The sequence below is a fragment of the Streptomyces himalayensis subsp. himalayensis genome (assembly GCF_013778455.1).
Lineage (GTDB): Bacteria > Actinomycetota > Actinomycetes > Streptomycetales > Streptomycetaceae > Streptomyces > Streptomyces himalayensis.
In genome coordinates this window covers 53,412-72,990 of record NZ_JACEHE010000023.1, presented here as the reverse complement: position 1 = coordinate 72,990, position 19,579 = coordinate 53,412, and the positions used below count along the sequence as shown (strand labels likewise).

Genomic DNA, 19,579 nt, shown 5'->3' with positions numbered 1-19,579 from the left:
GGCGTGTGTCGGCGGTGGCACCGATTCCGCGACGACAGCTCGGTAACGGGGCAGACGGGACGGGACTCGCTATGGGCGCGTGGCGCGCTCGCGGAGCGGGCGCAGCGTAGGACGGGGCGCGTGGCGCGCTCACGGACCGGGCGCAGCGTAGGACGGGCGCGTGGCGCGCCGCGGAGCGGGCGCAGCGTAGGACGTGGCGCGTGGCGCGCTCGCGGAAGACCGGGCGCAACGTAGGACGGGCGCGTGGCGCGCCGCGAAGCGGGCGCCCGGCCGCGCAGTGCGCCCGACGCGCAGTGCGCCCGACGTGCAGTGCGCCCGACGTGCGGCTCGCAGTGCGCCGGGCGCACCGCTCGCTGCGGAAACCGGATGCACGGGGCGCCTGCGTGGCGGATCATGTCGGCATGTCTGCGAACCCACACGACGCTCTGCCGATCCGGCTCAACGTCGACGACAGCGACTCACCGTCGGATGTCGTCGACGCGCTGTTCCTCGGCCGGTTCGCGACGGGCGAGCAGCCTTTCTCGCACAGTCTGAACATCGACCGGGTGCGCTCGGGCGCCACCCTGCTGCCGCCGGACGCCACCGTGCTGCGCGGCGCCCGCGACGACGACCGCAGCGCGACGCTCGCCGAGGGCGACGGCTGGACGCTGCTGATCTCGCGCTGGAACCGCGGCGCGGACGTCACCGTGACCGCGACCAGCGCGCAGCTGGCGGAGAAGATCCTCAAGCAGGCCACGGACGGCGCGCAGGACGAGCCGGAACCGCAGCCGGACAACGTGACGATGGGCTTCTGGTACGTGTCGCCGCGGCGCGGCCCGTACCGCACGACCCGCCAGATATCGGCCGGTACGTGGGAGGAGGTCCGGCCCAACTACACGGCGCCGGTCGCCGACGCCATGGACCGTCTGATGAAGACCACACCGGAGGACATCGCGGGCCGGCTGCTCCTGCTGCACGGTCCGCCGGGCACCGGCAAGACGTCGGCGCTGCGCACGCTGGCGCGCTCGTGGCGCGACTGGTGCCAGGTGGACTGCGTCCTGGACCCGGAGCGCCTGTTCTCGGACGTCGGCTATCTGATGGACATCGCCATCGGCGAGGACGACGGCACGGCGAAGGGCCGCTGGCGGCTGCTCCTGCTGGAGGACTGCGACGAACTGATCCGCGGCGAGGCCAAGCACACGGCCGGTCAGGCGCTGTCGCGCCTGCTCAACCTCACGGACGGGCTACTCGGCCAGGGTCGCAACGTCCTCGTCGGGGTCACCACCAACGAGGACCTGGAGCGGCTGCACCCGGCTGTCGTCCGCCCGGGCCGCTGCCTGGCCCGCATCGAGGTCGGCCCCCTGACCCGCCCCGAGGCGGTCAACTGGCTCGGCCAGGACGCCCCGGACCTCGAATCGAGCGTCAGCCGCGACGGCGCGACGCTCGCCGAGCTCTACGCACTGCGGCGTGGCACGACACCGGCGTCGGTACCGGAGCCTCGCGGGGGCGCGGACGCGGGGTTGTACCTGTAGCCGTACCTGCGGTGCAGGAGCGCCAGTCCCTCGACCCGGGGGTCACCCCCCGTTGCCGTAAGCCGCGCGCAGCGCGTCCCGTACCGCGTCCAGTGCCGCGGCCTCCGTGAGGCCGAGGCGCTGGACACGCTCGGCGTACGCCTGCGCCGCCGCGGCGGCGGCCTTCGACGCGGCGTCCCCGGCGGCGGCGACGAACGTTCCGTGGCGCCCGCGTGTCTCGATCACCCCGTCCGACTCCAGCGCGCGGTACGCCTTGGCCACGGTGTTGGCGGCGAGCCCCAGGTCCTCCGCGAGGCCGCGTACCGTCGGCAGCTTGTAGCCCACCGGCAGCGCCCCCGAGCGGGCCTGGTCGGAGATCTGGGCGCGCAGTTGCTCGTAGGGCGCGATGGCGGCGCCCGGGTCGATGTCGATCTTCAAGGTCACATGCCGATTGTCCCGCACGGCGCGGTAATTCGGAGGCGAGCACGACGCCTCCCGCGTAGCGTGCGGCCCCATGACTGTGATCGTCCGCGGCTTTCGCCCCGAAGACGCCGAAGGCTTCGCGCGGGTGCGGCGCGCCGCCCTGCCGTTCATGCTGTCCACCGCCGAGTCCGTCGCCTTCGACGTGGCGCACGCCCATCCGGACGCGCACTACCGGCCGCTGGTCGCCGAGGAGGACGGCGAGATCATCGGTACGGCGCAGCTGGGCGTCGCCTACGACAGCCCCGAGCCCGGGCAGGGGTACGCCAATGTGTATGTGCACCCGGAGCGGCTCCGCCGCGGCGCGGGTTCGCTGGTCGTGCGTACGGCGGAGGAGTACCTGGCCGGGCACGGCGTCACCACGCTGTACAGCTGGGTCCTGGACGCGCCGGGCAACCGCGCCTTCGCCGAGAAGCATGGCTACCGCGCGAGCCGGTCGGCTCACTTCCTCCGCCTGGACCTGGCGGGAGGCACCCTGCCGCCGCTCCAGCGGCCCCCGGCGGGCGTCGAACTCCGCACCGCCGCGGATTTCGCGGACGACCCGCGCCCCCTGTTCCACCTGGACGCGGAGACCGTGCAGGACGAGCCCGGCGATATCGAAGCGGAGTTCACGGACTACGAGCACTGGCTGGCCGAGACATGGGGCCATCCGCTGCTTGACCGCGAGCTGACCACGGTGGCCGTGGTGGACGGCCGGCCCGTGGCGTTCACGGCGGCCCGCACGGACGGTGTGTCCCGGTACGCGACCGGCATGACCGGAACGGCGCGCGCCCACCGCGGCCAGGGCCTGGCCAAGCTCGCCAAGAACGACTCCCTTCACCGGGCCCGCGCGGCCGGCTACACGGAGGCCTTCACGGGGAACGACGCCGAGAACGGCCCCATGCTGGCGATCAACAAGTGGTTCGGCTACGAGATCTGCGCGACGGAGGTCCGGTATGTCCGCGAACTCGGCTGACGGCAACCGCCACCCCCAGCCTGAAAGCCCGACGGACGCCGCCGACCGCATCGAGGTGGTGCTTGTCAAGTCCGGCCGCACGAAAATCCGTTACCCGGCCCGGCTTCTCCACGACGACGGCACCCGCATCACGGTCCAGGCCCCCTGGGCGGGCGGGGTCGTCCGCGACTTCGGCTTCGTACGCTTCGAGCCGGGCGACGTGTTCACCGAGCACTACTGGCGCGACCGGTGGTACTCCGTGAAGGAGGTCCGGGCCGCTGACGGCACCCTCAAGGGCTGGTACTGCGACGTGACCCGCCCCGCCGTCCTGTCGGGCGGCGAGCTGGTCGTGGAGGACCTGGACCTCGACCTGTGGGTGTCCGGCGACGGCACGGCGGTACTCCGGCTGGACGAGGACGAGTTCGCCGCGAGCGGCCTGGCCGAGTCGGACCCGGCCGCCGCGAGCGCCGCCCGCCGCGCCCTGGACGACCTGGAACGCCTCGCCCACGGGGCCGGTCCAGGCGGCCGCGCGAGCCTCGCCGGCGTGGTCAGCCCCTGAGGTCTCCTCCGTCTGCTCATGTCTCCCCGAGCATCCGCGCACGACTCACCCCTCCCGGCTCGTACGCGATGGCGTCACCGTCCTCATGCCAGTGCAGAACGAAGCGGTGCCCGGCCCGGTAGGCGTCGAGGCCCGCACGGCAGTAGGCCACCATGTCGTCGGGGAGCGCAGCCAGCGGGTGCCAGCTCAGCCCTGAGCACTTGTCCGGCTCTCTGTTCACCGGCTCGCCGCCCGCCCCGTACTCGGCCTCGAAGAACCAGCCGATGCGCGGCTGACCGCCCGGCCCGCGGTGCTGCATGACGAGTGCGGCGCGCAGGTCGTCCGGCGCGAGGTCGAGGCCGACCTCCTCGTGGGCCTCGCGGATCACGGCCGTGCGGACGTCCTCGCCGTCCTCAACGTGCCCGGACGGTGCGTGCAGCAGGCCGTCTGCGTATCCCGTGCCGGCACGGCGGGCGAGCAGCACCTCGTCGCCGCGGCGGAGGATCAGATGGACGTCGACGACCTCGGTGTGGCGGGCGGCCGTCCGCGGGTCCGGGAACGTGGCCACCACCGCGTACCGCTCGTCGTGCACCGCCCGTCCCCACAGGCGGGCGTCCCCCGAGAGCCGCTCGGTGTGGACGCGGGCCGCCAGCGGCGTGAGCATGTCCGCGAGACGGTGTGCGGGAATGCCGACCGGGGACTTCTCGCCCCAGACGCCCTCGACCAGGACGAGCCGGCCCCCTTGCCGCAGCAGCCCGCACCAGCGGCGCAGGACCGCCTCGGGGTCGGGCAGGGCCCACAGCACATGGCGGACCAGCACCACGTCGAACCTGCGGTCCCCGACCGGGGGTGCCGCCGCGTCGCCGACCAGGATCTCGGCGTCGTGCCCCGCGAGCTTGGCCCGGGCCCGCTCGGCCATACGAGGCGACAGGTCGACCCCGGTGACGCGGTGCCCCTGCTCGGCGGCGACCAGCGAGAGGCTGCCCGTGCCGCACCCGATGTCCAGGATGTGAGATCTCGCCGAGGGAAGCCATTCCTTCATCCGCCCCGCCCAGGCGTCCCGCACGTCCGGGTCCCGCAGGCCGTGATCCGGCTCATCGTCGAAGGTGGCGGCCTCCGCGTCCCAGTCGACGGCGGCGCGCACGGTGCTCTCCTGCCCGGAGCTCAGGTCCGAATTCATGCCCCTCAGCGTGACAGCCGCCACTGACAATCCTGCCCCCGATGAGACACCCTCCCTCAACGGGTCTACCTCCGCACACCTCTGCGGAACCCGGTAGGCACAAGGAGGCAGCCATGCGCCGTGTGACCGTGCAGAAGCCCCTGGGAAAGACCACCGTCCGCCGCCGCGCGCGGGAAGAGGCCGAAGAACAGCAGCCCCGCGAGCGTCCCGAGGTCCGCAAGGACATCCAGCGGACCTGGTGGCCGGACGGCTGACCGGAAGAAGCCCGCCTCCGTCCTTGTTGAGGCCCCTCACTCCAGCAGCGGGAACCTCCCGGACTGCAGCAGGGCCAGTACCGCGTCGGTCCTGGCCGTCGGAGCGGCGTAGTCCGGGTGCGCGCGCAGCACGGCGGCGGCGTCGTGCAGGCGGTGCATCTGTGCGGCGGCCTCGGCCACACCGCGTCCGCCAGGGCTGACGTGATGGGTGGCCAGCACCGGCCGCCGCGGGTCGACGCGGCCGCGCGCGACCGCCGTCCCGACCCGACGGGCGCAGCGGCAGAACGCCTTCGGGTTGACGATGCCGCATGTCGACCCCATGAAGGCGCGAATGCGCTGCCGTGCGCGCTCGAGGCGCTTGCGGTACGCGGCCGGGGTGACGTCGAGAATCCACGCCGCGTCCGGGGACGGCAGCTCGAAGATCTCGCCGAGCACGAAGGCGATCCGCTCCCCGCGTTCCAGGCACTGCAGCACCGCCTGCGAGCAGGTGAGCCGTACCTCGTGGGCCAGCAGTTCGGCCTCGGGGCCCGTGTAGTCGGCCGCCGCGAGCCCGTCGGCCAGGTTCTCGCGGAACTCCTCCAGGCTGAGCTGCTTCGCCTCCTGCGGGGTCTTGCGGCGCAGATTCAGCAGGTAGTTGACGCCGATCCGGTACGCCCACGTGAGGAGCCTCGCCTCGGCACGCCAGGTGGCGAGCCGGGTGATGACCCGGATCAGGATCTCCTGGGTCGCGTCCTCCGCGTCCGCCGGCCGCCACGCCATGCGCAGGGCCAGCCGGTAGAGCGGATCCTGGAGGAGGTGGACCACCTCCTCCAGGGCCGCCTTGTCGCCGTCGACCGCCCGCGTGACCAGCGCCCGTTCGCTGTCCACGGCCGCTTCGCCCTCGCTGCTCACGGCGTCTTCGCTACTCATGGCTCCATCGCTGCGCACGACGTCTTCGCTACTCACGGCTCCATGGCTGCGCACGGCATCTGCACGGCGCACGGCATCTTCGCTGCTCACGGCTTCGTCGTCACCTCATGTCGGCGCAGCCAGCGGGCGACCGCCCATCCGATGGCGTCCGGCTGGTCCTCCGGGGCGTGGTGCCCGCCCGGTCCGACCGACTCGAGCTCGACGCTCGCAAACGTGTCCTTGACCCACGCGGCCATCTCCGGCGACCCCATCCCCACACCGGGCTCGACGGTCATCACGAGCTTCGGCACCTCGGGAGTGTCCCCCATCCAACGGCCGTAGGACAGCATGCGCTCGTGCACGTCGGCCGGTTCGCCGTCGATGGGGATCTCGCGCGGCCACACCAGGAGCGGCTTGCGCGAGGCCGGGTCGGGATACGGCGCGCGGTAGACGTCGTGGTCCTCGGCCGCGAGTCCGCTGGTCACCCCGAAGGGGAGGTTGAACTCGATGAACATGTTGTTCTCGAGGATCTTCACCTCTCCCTCCGGGGAGCGGAACGACCGGAACAACTCGGCGCCCTGCGGCGGGAACTCCTCCCAGCGCAACGGCCGCAGAAACGTCTCGATCAGCGCCACGCCCCGTACCCGCCCCGGATGCCGGACGGCCCAGTCCATGCCCAGCGCCCCGCCCCAGTCATGACCGACGATCACGACCTCCTCCAGGCCGAGCGCGTCGAACCAGGCGTCCAGATACCGGGCGTGGTCGTCGAAGCGGTAGCCGATGTCGGGCTTCCCGGAGTCGCCCATCCCGATCAGGTCCGGCGCCAGGCACCGTGCCTGGTCAGCCACGTGCGGGATGACCTTGCGCCACAGGTACGACGACGTGGGATTGCCGTGCAGGAAAACGACCGGGACGCCGCCCGTGCCGGCCTCGACATAGGCCATGAACGAATCGTGGACCTCGACACTTGCCTTGATCACTGTGTCCTCCCGATGTGAACCGCGTCTGCGTTTACTTGGTTGGACACAGCCGCCCCGGCCGCTGTGACATCCCCGCCGAAAAAATCTTCAGGCGGTACCGGATCCGCCGACGGCTGGGCCGGAACCCGATGGGGCCCGTCACCAGACCACCGGTGACGGGCCCCATCGGGTTCGCAGGCGAGCCGGAGGCGATGCCGTCCGTCAGGCCGCCTCGGTACGGCGTCGTCCCACCAGCCTCTTCACCAGCGGCCAGGCGACGATGACCACGATCACCGCGTACACCGTCACCGAGAAGGGCGTGTTGACCAGGCCCGTCACGCTGCCGTCGCTGATCTGCAGAGCGCGCCGCAGTTGTTGTTCGGCGCTCGGGCCGAGGATGACGCCGATGACGGCGGGCAGCACCGGCAGCCCGTAGCGCCGCATGCCGAAGCCGATGAGGCCGATGAGTAGCAGGATCACCAGGTCGATGACCTCGCCGCCGACCGCGTACGCGCCGACCGCCGCGAAGAACAGGATTCCCGCGTACAGATACGGCCGCGGGATACGCAGCAGCTTCGCCCAGAGCGGTGCCAGCGGCAGGTTCAGGGCGAGCAGCAGCACCATGCCGACGAACAGCGAGGCGATCAGGCCCCACACCAGCTCCGGTTCGCGTTCGAAGAGGAGCGGTCCGGGCTGGATGCCGTACTGCTGGAAGGCGGCGAGCATCACAGCGGCGACGGCGGTGGTGGGCAGGCCGAGTGTCAGCATGGAGACGAGCGTTCCGGCCGCGGAGGCCGACGACGCCGACTCCGGTCCCGCGACGCCTTCGATCGCGCCCTTGCCCCACTCCTCCTTGTGCTTCGACAGCCGCTTCTCCGTCACGTACGACAGGAACGTCGGGATCTCCGCGCCGCCCGCCGGGATCGCGCCGAACGGAAAGCCGATGACAGGGCCGCGCAGCCAGGACTTCCAGGTGCGCCGGACGTCGTCGCGGCCCAGCCAGGGGCGGCCGACGGGAATCGGTTCGCCGGGCGTGCGGCGCAGATGCGCGGCCACCCACAGGGCCTCGCCGATCGCGAAGAGGCCGACCGCGACGATCACCACGTCGATGCCGTCGGCGAGTTGGAGCGAGCCGAAGGTGAGCCGCTGCTGGCCCGTCATCTGGTCGAGGCCGACGAGGCCGAGGGTGAGGCCGATCAGCAGCGATGCCATTCCGCGGATACGGGAGGAGCCGAGCACGGACGTCACCGCGATGAACGCAAGGACCATGATGGCGAAGTAGTCGGGCGCGCCGATGTCGACGGCGAGTTCGGCGACCGTCGGCGCAAGCGCGACCAGCAGGATCGTGCCGATCATGCCGCCCGCGAAGTGTCCGATGGCGGCCGCCGCGAGAGCCTGGGCGCCGCGCCCGGCCTTGGCCATCGGGTTGCCTTCCATCGCGGCGACGACGGCGGCGCTCTCGCCGGGGGTGTTGAGGAGGATGGAGGTGGTCGAACCGCCGAACATCGCTCCGTAGTAGATGCCCGCGAACATGATGAACGCGCCCGTCGGGTCCAGGCCGTATGTCACGGGGAGCAGGAGCGCGACCGCCATCGCCGGGCCGATGCCGGGCAGTACGCCGATCGCGGTGCCGAGGAGCACGCCGATGGCGGCCCAGAGCAGGTTCAGCGGGGTGAGGGCCGTACCGAAGCCGTCGAGAAGGGAGTTGAGGGCGTTCATCTCACAGCGCTCCCATCAGCGGGCCGCCGGGCAGCGGCACTCCGAGCAGGTTGTTGAAGACGACGTACGTGATCAGTGACAGCCCGGCGGCGATCAGCGGGTCGCGGTCGATGCGCCGGCTGCCGAGGGCGAAGGCCGCGCCCCAGAAGAGCAGCGCGCCCGCGACGGGGAAGCCGAGCGGTTCGATGAGGACGGCCGTGGCGAGGAAGACCCCGGCCAGGAGCAGGACCGTGCGCCAGTCGGCGGGTTCGGACAGGTCGATGTCCTCGCCGGTCTCGGCCTGTCCGCTACCGCCGCGCAGCACGTCGACGGCGAGGAGGGCGGCGATCACGAGCAGACCGATGCCGACCACGATCGGCACGGTCTTGGGGCCGATGGGCCCGCGCTGGGCGATGTCGACGTCCATCGTGAGGGCGTCGGTGAGGACGAGTACGCCCAGTGCGAGCAGCAGGGCGCACACGCCGAGTTCGGAGTGCTCGCGCAGCCAGGAGCGGCGCTCCCCCGCCTCGGTACGTTCCGGTGTCTGCGTCGTCGTCACAGTCCGAGCTCCTTCAGCACCGAAACCACGCGCTTGTCCTGGGCGTCCAGGAAGGCGCCGAACTTGTCGCCGGTCAGGAAGGCGTCGTCCCAGCCGTTCTTCTTGAGGGACTCCTGCCATTCGGGAGAGTCGTGCAGCTTGGTGATGAGGTTGGTGAGCTTGTCGCGTTCGGCGTCGGAGAGGCCGGGAGGGGCGACGATGCCGCGCCAGTTGGTGAAGTCGACGTCGTAGCCGGACTCCTTGAGGGTGGGCGCGTCCAGCCCGTCGACCCGCTCGGGCCCGGTGACGGCGAGCAGCCGCAGCTCTCCCGACTTGATCTGGTCGAGGTATTCGCCGACGCCCGAGACGCCGAAGGCGACCTTGTTGCCGAGGATGGATGCGAGGAGTTCGCCGCCGCCGTCGAAGGGGATGTAGTTGACGTCCTTCGGGGCGATCCCGGCGGCGCGCGCCATCAGCATGGGCGCCAGATGGTCGGGCCCGCCGGGCGAGGAGCCGCCGCCGACGGGCAGCTTGCCCGGGTCCTCTTTCCAGGCTTCGATCAGCTGGTCGATCGTCTGGTACGGGGAGTCCTTGGCGACCACGACGACGTCCTGCTCCTCGGTGAGGCGGGCGATCGGTGTGGTCTCGGCGAGCGTTGTCGGCGCGTGGTTGGAGCGTACGGCTCCTACGACACCGAGGCCCATGGACATGGCGAGCTTGCCGTTGCCGTGCTCGCCGACGAGCCGGGTGAGGCCGACGGTGCCGCCTGCGCCGGGCAGGTTGAACACCTCGATGTTGTGGGTGAGCCCGGCGTCCTCGGCGTTCTTGGCGGCGGTGCGGGCCGTGATGTCGTAGCCGCCGCCGGGCGTGTTGGGGACCATGAAGCGCAGGCCGGGGATCTGTGTGCCGGTCTCGGCGCCGCTGCCGGTCGTCAGCAGCGGCGGTCCCGCGAGCACGAGCACCGCGGCCCCGAGCAGGGCGAGGGGAGTGCGCAGCCGCACGTGTGCCACCACCTGTCGGTACGTCGTCGGTATGGGGACGGGTTCCGTTTGTGGGGGAATCCGTGGTGAACGGGGAGAACGGAGATCCTCGTGTGGGACACCTCACCCGGATCCGCTCGGGGGAGTCGTGGATCCGAGTGAGGTGGCCCACATGTTGCCCGTGTGTTAACGAGCTGTCTCTCTTCCGCAAGCAAGGAACGTTGTGGTCCTTGTGGTCGGGCCCATAGCCTGCGGCGGTGACGAAGGTACTGGTCGTGGACGACGACTTCATGGTCGCCAAGCTGCACAGCCGCTATGTGTCCGCGACGGACGGGTTCACGGTCGTCGGCGTTGCACACAGCGGCGTGGAGGCGCTGCGTGCGGTGGAGCAGCTGAGCCCTGACCTCGTACTCCTGGACGTCTATCTGCCCGACATGGACGGGATCGGCGTACTGCGCGAGATGCGGGCCGCCGAGGAGCGCGATCCGGAACGGGCTCAGGTGGACGTCCTGTTCATCACCGCGGCGCGGGATGCGGAGGTGGTGCGGGCCGCCTTGCGCGCCGGGGCGCTGCACTATCTGATCAAGCCGTTCAACCAGGCGGCGCTGCAGGAGCAGTTGCGGCACGTGGCGGCGTTGCGGGCCCGTCTCGACGGCCTGGACGAGGCGCGCCAGGAGGATGTCGACCAGATCTTCGGCACCCGCCCGCCCGGCTCACGCGAGCTGCCGAAGGGCCTGGCGGCGCACACCGCGGAACTGGTCGAACGCACCCTGCGCGCCCACCCGGACGGCCTGTCCGCCTCGGAGTGCGCCCAGGCCGGCAGTCTGTCCCGGGTCAGCGCCCGCCGCTACCTCGAGTACTTCGCGTCCACGGGCCGGGCGCAGGTGACGCTCAAGTACGGGAGGACGGGCCGGCCAGAGCGGCGCTACCGGTGGGTGGGCTGAGGCCGTCGCCTCCCGGACGCTCTGCACTCCCCCGGGCGCTCTGAACTGCCCCGGACGCCATGAACCCCCGGGACGCCCTGAACCGCCCGGACGCCATGAACTCCCGGGACGCCCTGAACCTCGGGACGCCCTGAACCCCCGAGACACCCTGAACCCCCCGGACGCCCTGACTCCCCGGACGCCCTGAACTCCCCGGGCGCACTGACGCCCTACGCCGCCAGCGTCCCCGGCCTGACCGCCCCGGGGCCGAACCTGGCCCTGGCCCGGTCCGCGGCCTCCTCCAAGCGGCGGGCCTTCTCGTCCGCCGGGTCGAAGCTGAGCTGGTGGGCGGTGCCCTCGGCGGGGCCCAGGCCCTCGGCGCGCAGGGCGACGGCGCGCACCCGGGCCCGCTGCAGGCCGAGGGCCTCGTACATCCGGTACGCGGCGTCGGTGAGCGCGGACGAGTGGGCGGTCGGCTCGGGGAGTGTCCGGCTGCGCGTGGTCGTCGACCGGTCCGCGTAGCGCACGGTGAGGGCCAGCACCCTGCACACCTGTTCATCCGCACGCAGCCGGGCGCCCAGCTCCTCGGTGATCGAGAGCAGGGCGCGCCGGTGCTGGAACGGGTCCAGCTCGTCGCGCGGGAAGGTCCGTTCGGAGGCCAGGGAGCGCGCGGCCGCGTTCGGGACGACGCGGCTCCGGTCGATGCCGTGTGCCTTCTCGTGCAGCTCCCGCCCGACGCGGGCGCCGACGAGCCGCTGCACGGTGGACAGGGGTGCGGCAGCGAGCCTGCCGATGGTGTCGAGCCCGTACGAGCCGAGGGTGCGGGCTGTCGCGGCACCGACCCCGGGGAGCGCCGAGACCGGCTTGTCGGCGAGGAACTCGGCGATGGCGTCCGGGTGTTCGGGCACGACACGGGTCACGCCCGGCGCGGCGTCGCGTGCCGCCATACGCGCCAGCATCGGCCCTGGACCGGCCCCGATCGCACAGTCGACGCCGTACAGGGCGAGCGCACGCACCCGTATCACCGCGGCCAGCTCGGCCGCGTCGCGCCCGAAGTACCGCACCGCTCCGCCCAGGTCCGCGAGTGCCGCGTCGGGCGGGGCCGCCTCGACGACGGGGGTGAACTCTCCGAGCAGCGTGAGGAGCCCCGGCAGGACGGCCTCGCCCGCCGAGGGCAGCTGGAAACGCAGACACAGGATGGTCATCCCGCACTCCCTGGACTCTGGTGCCACAACTTCCGTCCGCTCGCCGGGCCTTCGCCCGCCGGACGCAGATCCGCCCACGGATGCATCTCGTATCCGGTGGGCATACGGATGCGACGGCCGTCCGCGCCGCCCTCACGGCCGTCGCCTTCCGCCTCTCCCCCGCCGCCCTCACCGGGCTCCTCCGTAGCCGGGGCCCCCGCCGTCGCGGGCTCGGCCAGCCGCTGTGCCACCGCGTCGAGGCCGCCCTCGCGGCGCAGCTCCAGCAGGTCGGCGAGGTTCCAGGCGGCGGAGCCGACCACGCTGAGGCTGCGGGGGCCGCGGCGCTGCACGACTCCGCGTACGAGCAGCAGCCAGGAGTGGAAGACGGTGTGCGCGCACGTGGCGTGGGCGTCGTCGAAGAAGGCGAGGTCGACCAGGCCCGTGCCGTCGTCGAGGGTGCTGAAGATGACCCGCTTGCCGGAGCGGATCGGCGGCGTCTGGGTGGCCGCCTTCGCCCCCGCGACCAGGACCGTCTCGCCGTGCCTGGCCGTCCGCAGCCGACGTGCCGGGACCACGCCCAGCTCGTCCAGGAACTGCTGGTAGTCGCCCATGAGGTGGCGCGACGCGTCCATGCCGAGGACGCCGAGCTCGGCGCTGAGCCGCTCGGCGGCGCTCAGGTCGGGCAGCCCGGCCGGGGCGGTCTTCCGCCCGCCGGCGAGGGGCAGCTGGGAGGTGCCCGAGGCGTGCGCGCCGCGGTGCAGTTCGGACAGGTGCAGCTGCAGATCCCGGCGGTTGGCGCCGAACTCGTCCAGCGCGCCTACCTGTGCGAGCCGCCCAGCGACCGGCCTGCTGGGCCTGGCCCGCTCCCAGAAGTCGAGCAGCGAGGAGTAGGGCTGCCCGTCGGCGATCCGCTGCGCCTCGGCCTTGCTGATGCCGTGTACGTCGGAGAGGGCGAGCCGAAGCCCCCACCGGCCGCGGCCATCACCGTCACGAGGACCCTGGGAACCCCCGGAACGGCCCTGGGAATCCCCGGAACCAGACACCAGTTCGATCCGATGATCGACCCCGGACCGGTTCACATCCAGCGGCAGGATCGGCACCCCCTGCCGCCGAGCGTCCGCGAGCAGCAGCCGCTTCGGGTACATCCCCGGATCATGGGTGAGCAACCCCGCGTAGAACGCGGCCGGATGATGGGCCTTCAGCCACGCCGACTGATACGTCGGCACGGCGAAGGCGACCGCATGCGCCTTGCAGAAGCCGTACGACCCGAAAGCCTCCACGATCTCCCACGTCCGGGCGGTGGTCTCGGCGTCGTACCCCTTCGCCGCCGCCTCCTGCGCGAACCAGGCGCGGACCCGTCCCTGCGACTCGACGTCGGACAGCGCGCGGCGCACCTGGTCCGCCTCGTCGCGCCCGCAGCCGGTCATGATGCGCAGGATCTCGATGATCTGCTCGTGGAAGACCACGACTCCGTAGGTCTCCTTGAGCGGCTCCTCCAGATCCGGGTGCGGATAGCGGACCGGCGCCCGGCCGTGCCGCGCCGCGATGAACGGCCGCACCATGTCGGCCGCGACAGGGCCCGGCCGGAAGAGCGATATGTCGACGACGAGGTCGTGGAAGGTCTCCGGCTGCAGCCGCCCGATCAGGTCGCGCTGGCCCGGCGACTCGATCTGGAAGCAGCCCAGCGTCTCGGTGGAGCGGATGAGTCGATACGTCGATGGATCACCCTCGGGCACGGCGTCGATGTCGACATGGACACCCGTGACCCGCTCGACCTCGGCGACCGCGTGCGCCATCGCCGACTGCATCCGCACGCCCAGCACGTCCAGCTTGAGCAGCCCGAGGTCCTCGACGTCGTCCTTGTCGAACTGCGACATGGGGAAGCCCTCGCCGCTGGTGGGCATGGTGGGCGTACGGGACAGCAGCGAGGCGTCCGAGAGCAGCACGCCGCACGGGTGCATGGCGACCCCGCGCGGCAGCGCGTCGAGTGCCTCGACCAGCTCCCACAGGCGGCCGTGCTGCTCCCGCTCCCCCGCCACCTCACGCAGCTCGGGCAGCTCGTCCATGGCTGCCCGGGCGTCGCGCGCGCGGATGTGCGGAAAGGACTTGGCGATCCGGTCGATGTCCGCCGGGTCCATGGACAGGGCGGCGCCCACGTCGCGGATGGCGTGCCGCACCCGGTACGTCTCCGGCATGGCGACGGTCGCGACGCGCTCGCTGCCGAACCGGTCGATGATCGCGCGGTAGACCTCCAGCCGGCGTGCGGACTCCACGTCGATGTCGATATCGGGCAGCGCGATCCGTTTCTTGGACAGGAAGCGCTCCATCAGCAGGCCCTGCTCCACCGGGTCGGCATGCGCGATGCCGAGCAGGTGGTTGACGAGGGACCCGGCACCCGAGCCGCGCGCGGCCACCCGGATGCCCATCCTCCGGATGTCGTCGACGACCCCGGCCACCGTGAGGAAGTACGTGGCGAAGTGATGGTGGGCGATGATGTCCAGCTCGTGGTGCATCCGCTCCCAGTACACCCGGGCGTCGGGGCGGCGATCGTAGCCGCGCAACACCATGCCCGCCGCCGCGCGCGACGCCAGCACGCGCTGCGCGCTCCGCCGCCCGGCGCCGACGAGATGCGGCTCGGGGAAGTGGACGGAGCCGATCCCGAGGTCGTCCTCGGGGTCGACGAGGCATTCGGCGGCGGTGGCCTGCGTCTGTTCGAACAGGCGGTACGCGGTGTCGCGGCGGTAGCCCGCGGCCTCCACGATCCGCTCGGCGATGTGCAGCATGTCGTCGGCGCCCTTGAGCCAGCGCTCGCCGCCGTCCAGCTCCTTGCGGGGATCGATGGGGACGAGGCGGCGGGCCGCGTCGAGGACGTCGGCGACCGGGCCGAGACCCGGGTCGGCATAGCGGACGTCGTTGCTCAGCACGGGACGAACGCCCTGTTCGGCGGCGAAGCCGACAGTGCGGGCGGCGAGCCGGAGGGAACCGGGGCCCGCACCCTCCCGGCCGTGGTGGACGGCTTCCAGGCGCAGCGCGTCGCCGTAGATCTCACGCCAGGGGGCGAGCAGCGCGGCGGCCCGGTCCGGGCGGCCCGCGGCGAGCGCGAGCCCCACGTCCGATGCGGGGCCGAGCAGCACGGTCAGCCCTTCGCCGTGGTTCTCCTGCCACGGCAGGACCGGGCGGTCCTCGGGAATGCGGCGGCCCTCTGCGTTGTGTGCGGCGGTGATCAGGCTGCACAGGGCGGCCCACCCCCGGGCGCCGTCCCGGGCGAGGTAGGTGACGCGGGGTGTCGACTCGTCGATGAAGGCACCTCCGCGGACAGGGGTACGTGCGTGAGCGCGCCCCTGCCGGCGCGGTGCGGGCGCGGCGACCGCGAGCTCCGCTCCGAACAGCGGCCGCACTCCAGCCCGCGCACACGCCTTGGCGAAGCGGACAGCGCCCGCCACGGTGTCCCGGTCGGTGAGCGCGAGGGCGTCCATGCCCCGCTCGGCGGCGCGCTCGGCCAGCCGCTCCGGGTGCGAGGCTCCGTACCGCACGGAGAACCCCGAAACGGTGTGCAGATGCGTGAACGCTGGCACACGCACCTCCTGATCACACTTGCTCTCGCCACCCCCAGCTCCACCATAGACCATTTTCGAACAGGCGTACGAGGCGACGCGCGGGCTCGGGCGGGCGCGGCCCGTGCAGAAGAGGCGAAGGGCATCCGCGCCCCGGCAGGCGAGGCTCGGGCAGACGAAACAGGCCGACCCGCCACAACGGCGGGCCGGCCCTCGTTCCGCGGCCCCTCACGACTTCGCGGGGGGACCGTCCGCGCCGTCAGCCGATCTCGGCCCCGTACGCGCTCAGCGCCTCCGTGACCGGCTGGAAGAACGTCTCGCCGCCCGAGGTGCAGTCGCCGCTGCCGCCCGAGGTGAGGCCGATCGCGGTGCTGCCGGAGAACAGCGAGCCGCCGGAGTCGCCGGGCTCGGCGCAGACCGTGGTCTGGATGAGCCCGTTGACGATGTCGCCGTTGCCGTAGTTCACGGTCGCGTCGAGCCCCGTGACCTCGCCGTCGTGCACCTGGGTCGTGGAGCCGCTGCGCGTCACCTGCATGCCGACGGTCGCCTCACCTGCCCCGGTGATCTCCTGTGCGCTGCCGTCGTAGAGGTTGACCTCGCTGGGGTGGTCGACGTCGGCGGTGTACTTGACCAGGCCGTAGTCGTTGTCCGGGAAGCTGGAGCCCTCGTTCTCACCGATCACGTTGCCGTCCGAGTCCGACCAGGTGGAGATCGACTCGGTGCAGTGCCCGGCGGTCAGGAAGTACGGCTCCCCGCCCTTGACCACGTTGAAGCCGAGCGAGCAGCGGCCGCCGCCTCCGGTGATCGCGTCGCCGCCGGCGATGAAGGGCTTGAACTCGCCCTTGGTGCGCTTGAGTTCGGCCGTGCCGCCCAGGCTCTCGACGACCTCGGTCAGCTTGTCCAGCTCCGCGCCCTCGACCGTGCGGTCCGCCGTGACGACGACCTTGTTGGACGCCGGGTCGACCGCCCAGGCGGTGCCGGGGATGGTCGCCTTGTCCTTCAGTGTGGTCCGGGCGTTCTTCAGCTCGGCCAGGGAGTTCTGGACGATTCTCGCCACGGCGCCGGCCGCCTCGGCGGTCCCCGCCGCGTCCTCGTCGAGGACGTTCACGACGAGGTGCTTGGCCTTCGCGTCGTAGTACGTGCCCGCCGCGTCGGCGCCGAGCTCCTCGGTGAGCGACGAGGCGAGCTTTCCGGCCGTCGCCACCGAGAGGGTTTCCGGGGTGAGAGTGGGGGTGTCCGTGCTCGCGTTCGCGGTCTGGAAGGTGACGCCCGCGGCGACCAGTGCGGCGATGCCCGCACCTGCCACGGCGGCACGCCGCCTGGGTATGCGTCGGTGCTTCAACTCACGTCCTCCTGTGGGGGGTGGGTCCCGGTTGCCGTGGGGACGCGCGGGACCGGAAGGCGTACGGGCATGGACCCGGCAGACACCAAAAAGCCGCGTCCATGCCAATCGTGACGCCCACTATTCCGAGGCCGTCGGGTAACACACAAGGTCGACTTCTGGACGCGCGCACAGCAAGCGGCCCCCGGTCCACGCGCGTTGAGCGCCGCCCGTATGAGGGGAGCGCCGCTGATCGCGGCACCTCCGCGCCGCGTCGGTTCCCGGTGCAAACACCGCGTGCAAGCGTCGGGTGGGCAGCGTGTGAGGACTAGTCCTGTCCGGATTCCGCTGTTGTCGCACCTCCGCGGTACGGACAAGGGCGAGCCCCCGCACGGCAGTTCCGTACGGGGGCTCTCCTGCTGCTGGCTGCAGGTCTTCCGGTGGTGCGTTGTGGTACGCGCGCGTGCGTGTCGTTACGTGTCGCCGGTGCGCGGGTCAGTAGACGCTGACTCCGTATGCGCTCAGTGCCTCGGTGACGGGCTGGAAGAAGGTCGTGCCGCCGGAGGAGCAGTTGCCACTGCCGCCGGAGGTCAGGCCGTAGGCGATGCCGCTGTTCGAGTAGAGCGGGCCGCCGGAGTCGCCGGGCTCGGCGCAGACCGTGGTCTGGATCATGCCGTAGACGATGTCGCCACCGCCGTAGTTGACGGTCGCGTTGAGGGCGGTGACGCGGCCGCTGTGGGTGCCGGTGGTGGAGCCGCGGCGGTAGACGGTCGTGCCGACGCTCGGGGTGGCGGCACTGGTGATGTCGACGCTGCCGACGGTGCCCGACTTGGCGATCGAGGTGTTGGTGTACCGCACGATGCCGTAGTCGTTGCCCGGGAAGCTGGATCCGGCGGTCGGGCCCAGGACCGTCGTTCGGCCGGAGTTGGAGTACCAGGTGCCGGCGCCGTCGGTGCAGTGACCGGCGGTCAGGAAGTAGTAGGTGCTGCCGCTGCGCACGTTGAAGCCGAGGGAGCAGCGCCAGCTACTCGCATAGACTGCGTCGCCGCCGGAGATCAGCTTGTTGAACTTGCCCGGGGTGCGCTTGATCTGGATGGCGCCGGCGGTGCTGCCCGCCGTCTCCTTGATCTTCGCGATCTCTGCCTGGGAGACCGTGCTGTCGACCGTGACGACAAGACGCTTCGTCTTCTGGTCGACCGCCCAGGCGGTGCCCGGCACATCGGCCTTGAGCACCGAGTCGCCCGCCTTGGTGAGTTGGGACGCGCTGTAGGTCTGGACTTCGCCCGCGTTCGCGGTGGGTACGGCGAAGCCTGCCACGGCCACGAGTCCGGTGGCCACGGCGATCAGCCGCGTCCGTCTCGCAATACCGCTGCGGGGGGTGGTGCGCTTGATCCTCACTGGTCGTTCCTCCCGAGGGGAAGTCGGGGGCCCCTGTGGGGTCGGGGCCCGTGAGGCGCAGCCAAAGAGCCCGGCTGTTCCGGATTCCGGACAAGCCGTGCCCCTGACAAGCGCTGCTCGGGAGTATTCGGCGCGAGGACTGCCCGGCACAAGGGCGCCTTTCGGCCGTCTGCGCATACACGTCAACCGGCCCCGGTAGCTCTGCGTTCCTGCAACAGGCCACCGGGGCTTGGTCATCGGCAACGGTTCTGACGTACGGGCGGCCGAAAGGGTTCCCGCCCGATCGAGTTTCGCTCGAAGGAGTGACCGTGCCTGATTGGGCGTCACCCGACCGGGTTCCACACGGCCAGAAGCACGCCTTTCAGCCGCCGGCGAGCCGCCGCTCCCCCGCTTCGATCGCGGCATCCAGCGCGTTGCCGGGCGGCGGGAAGGGGCACACGAAGTGGTCGGCGAAGGCGCAGGGCGGAAGCAGCGACCGGTTGAAGTCCACGGTCGTACGACCGTCGGGGTCGGGGGCCGTCGGCCGCAGGAACCGGAAGCGGTAGCTTCCGCTACCGCTGGTGGAGTCGGAGAACACCGCCCACAGCGAGCCGTCCTCCTCGACCGCCACCTGGAGGGTGTGGTCCTGTCCGTCGAGGTCGAAGGCCAGGATCCCGCCGAGCCCGAGGCCGCGCCGCCGCCCGTCGGCGTTCGTCACCAGGACGGTGCGGCTCTCTCCGTACGGGGTGAAGTGCCCCGGCACCGACCAGCGCTCGTCGTACTCGGTGACCTCGATGCCGTGGAAGTCACGCCGCGCCTGTGCGCCCGGGTCGAAGTCGCGTACGGCCCACAGCCCTTCGCGCACGATCACGACGAGCCGGCGTTCGCCGCGCCCGACCCTCGCGTCGGCCGCGGGACCGCCGTCCGCGGTGAGCCGTACCTCTCCGGCGAAGGAGTCTCCGTCGAGGGTGAGGCCGTCACCCTCGGTCGCTGTCAGGACGACCGCGTCGCCCTGCGGGGATACGGTCCAGTGACCGGGGATGGCCGGAATTCGACCTTCCGCATGGTCCGCGAGCCAGTACGTGCCGGTGAGTGAGAGCGGCCCGTAGGGCGCCGTCACGGACTCCGTGCGCCGGTCGCGCCAGAGCTTCCAGTCCCGCAGAGCCGCGCCGACGGCGTCCGGCGCGAACTCCTGCTGTGCGTCAGTACTCATGTCCGACATGTTTTCAGCCCTTTACTGCGGGTGCGTGCAGCCGAGAATCGACCGCGACGTCGCGCCGG

General features: G+C 71.7%; 17 protein-coding genes. 5 read left to right on the top strand and 12 right to left on the bottom strand.

The features are described 5' to 3' along the window. The first annotated feature begins 401 nt into the window (after positions 1–401). A complete protein-coding gene (locus H1D24_RS30280) occupies positions 402–1,511 on the top strand; it encodes a DUF5925 domain-containing protein (protein WP_181660914.1) in 1,110 nt (369 codons plus the stop codon). Between the two features lie 42 nt (positions 1,512–1,553). Here the strand turns inward: H1D24_RS30280 and H1D24_RS30275 are convergent, their stop codons facing one another. Then, positions 1,554–1,934, bottom strand: coding sequence for a GntR family transcriptional regulator (locus H1D24_RS30275; RefSeq protein WP_181660913.1), 381 nt, complete (start codon positions 1,932–1,934; stop codon positions 1,554–1,556). Positions 1,935–2,004: 70 nt separating this feature from the next. Here H1D24_RS30275 and H1D24_RS30270 point away from each other — a divergent pair, with 70 nt between their 5' ends. Then, positions 2,005–2,925, top strand: coding sequence for a GNAT family N-acetyltransferase (locus H1D24_RS30270; RefSeq protein ID WP_181660912.1), 921 nt, complete (start codon positions 2,005–2,007; stop codon positions 2,923–2,925). Then, complete coding sequence (locus H1D24_RS30265; protein WP_181660911.1) at positions 2,906–3,463, top strand: ribonuclease FAU-1 family protein; 558 nt, start codon at positions 2,906–2,908, stop codon at positions 3,461–3,463. The genes H1D24_RS30270 and H1D24_RS30265 overlap by 20 nt, the downstream gene beginning before the upstream one ends. Before the next feature lie 16 nt (positions 3,464–3,479). On the opposite strand, the gene H1D24_RS30260 is transcribed toward H1D24_RS30265, so the two are convergent. Further along, on the bottom strand, positions 3,480–4,622 hold the full coding sequence (locus tag H1D24_RS30260; RefSeq protein ID WP_181660910.1) for a methyltransferase domain-containing protein: 1,143 nt from the start codon (positions 4,620–4,622) through the stop codon (positions 3,480–3,482). Positions 4,623–4,735: 113 nt separating this feature from the next. Between H1D24_RS30260 and H1D24_RS30255 the strand changes: the two genes are divergently transcribed. Further along, a complete protein-coding gene (locus tag H1D24_RS30255) occupies positions 4,736–4,876 on the top strand; it encodes a hypothetical protein (RefSeq protein ID WP_181660909.1) in 141 nt (46 codons plus the stop codon). 36 nt (positions 4,877–4,912) lie between these two features. Here the strand turns inward: H1D24_RS30255 and H1D24_RS30250 are convergent, their stop codons facing one another. From H1D24_RS30250 to H1D24_RS30230, 5 genes are all read right to left on the bottom strand, one after another. Then, the gene (locus tag H1D24_RS30250; RefSeq protein WP_181660908.1) at positions 4,913–5,785 is read right to left on the bottom strand and encodes an RNA polymerase sigma factor; all 873 of its coding nucleotides are present in this window, start codon (positions 5,783–5,785) and stop codon (positions 4,913–4,915) included. Positions 5,786–5,871: 86 nt separating this feature from the next. Then, on the bottom strand, positions 5,872–6,744 hold the full coding sequence (locus H1D24_RS30245) for a haloalkane dehalogenase (protein ID WP_309484494.1): 873 nt from the start codon (positions 6,742–6,744) through the stop codon (positions 5,872–5,874). Between the two features lie 201 nt (positions 6,745–6,945). Continuing rightward, positions 6,946–8,442, bottom strand: a complete 1,497-nt coding sequence (locus H1D24_RS30240) for a tripartite tricarboxylate transporter permease (RefSeq protein WP_181660907.1) — start codon at positions 8,440–8,442, stop codon at positions 6,946–6,948. Position 8,443: 1 nt separating this feature from the next. Beyond that, positions 8,444–8,980, bottom strand: coding sequence for a tripartite tricarboxylate transporter TctB family protein (locus H1D24_RS30235; RefSeq protein WP_181660906.1), 537 nt, complete (start codon positions 8,978–8,980; stop codon positions 8,444–8,446). Beyond that, complete coding sequence (locus H1D24_RS30230; protein ID WP_181660955.1) at positions 8,977–9,960, bottom strand: Bug family tripartite tricarboxylate transporter substrate binding protein; 984 nt, start codon at positions 9,958–9,960, stop codon at positions 8,977–8,979. Before H1D24_RS30230 ends, H1D24_RS30235 begins: the two co-directional genes overlap by 4 nt. A 236-nt stretch (positions 9,961–10,196) precedes the next feature. Here H1D24_RS30230 and H1D24_RS30225 point away from each other — a divergent pair, with 236 nt between their 5' ends. Beyond that, on the top strand, positions 10,197–10,883 hold the full coding sequence (locus tag H1D24_RS30225) for a response regulator (RefSeq protein WP_181660905.1): 687 nt from the start codon (positions 10,197–10,199) through the stop codon (positions 10,881–10,883). Positions 10,884–11,092: 209 nt separating this feature from the next. On the opposite strand, the gene H1D24_RS30220 is transcribed toward H1D24_RS30225, so the two are convergent. The 5 genes from H1D24_RS30220 to H1D24_RS30200 form a co-directional block, all read right to left on the bottom strand. Next, the gene (locus H1D24_RS30220) at positions 11,093–12,067 is read right to left on the bottom strand and encodes a DNA polymerase Y family protein (RefSeq protein WP_181660904.1); all 975 of its coding nucleotides are present in this window, start codon (positions 12,065–12,067) and stop codon (positions 11,093–11,095) included. Then, a complete protein-coding gene (locus H1D24_RS30215) occupies positions 12,064–15,621 on the bottom strand; it encodes a DNA polymerase III subunit alpha (protein WP_181660903.1) in 3,558 nt (1,185 codons plus the stop codon). The genes H1D24_RS30220 and H1D24_RS30215 overlap by 4 nt, the downstream gene beginning before the upstream one ends. Before the next feature lie 238 nt (positions 15,622–15,859). Beyond that, the gene (locus tag H1D24_RS30210; protein ID WP_181660902.1) at positions 15,860–16,942 is read right to left on the bottom strand and encodes a S1 family peptidase; all 1,083 of its coding nucleotides are present in this window, start codon (positions 16,940–16,942) and stop codon (positions 15,860–15,862) included. A 474-nt stretch (positions 16,943–17,416) separates the two neighbouring features. Beyond that, positions 17,417–18,319 carry a S1 family peptidase gene (locus tag H1D24_RS30205; RefSeq protein ID WP_181660901.1) on the bottom strand — a complete coding sequence of 301 codons (903 nt, stop codon included), beginning with the start codon at positions 18,317–18,319 and terminating at the stop codon, positions 17,417–17,419. A 361-nt stretch (positions 18,320–18,680) separates the two neighbouring features. Then, entirely contained in the window at positions 18,681–19,511 is an 831-nt protein-coding gene (locus H1D24_RS30200) for a DUF1684 domain-containing protein (protein ID WP_181660900.1), read from the bottom strand. Positions 19,512–19,579 lie beyond the last annotated feature (68 nt).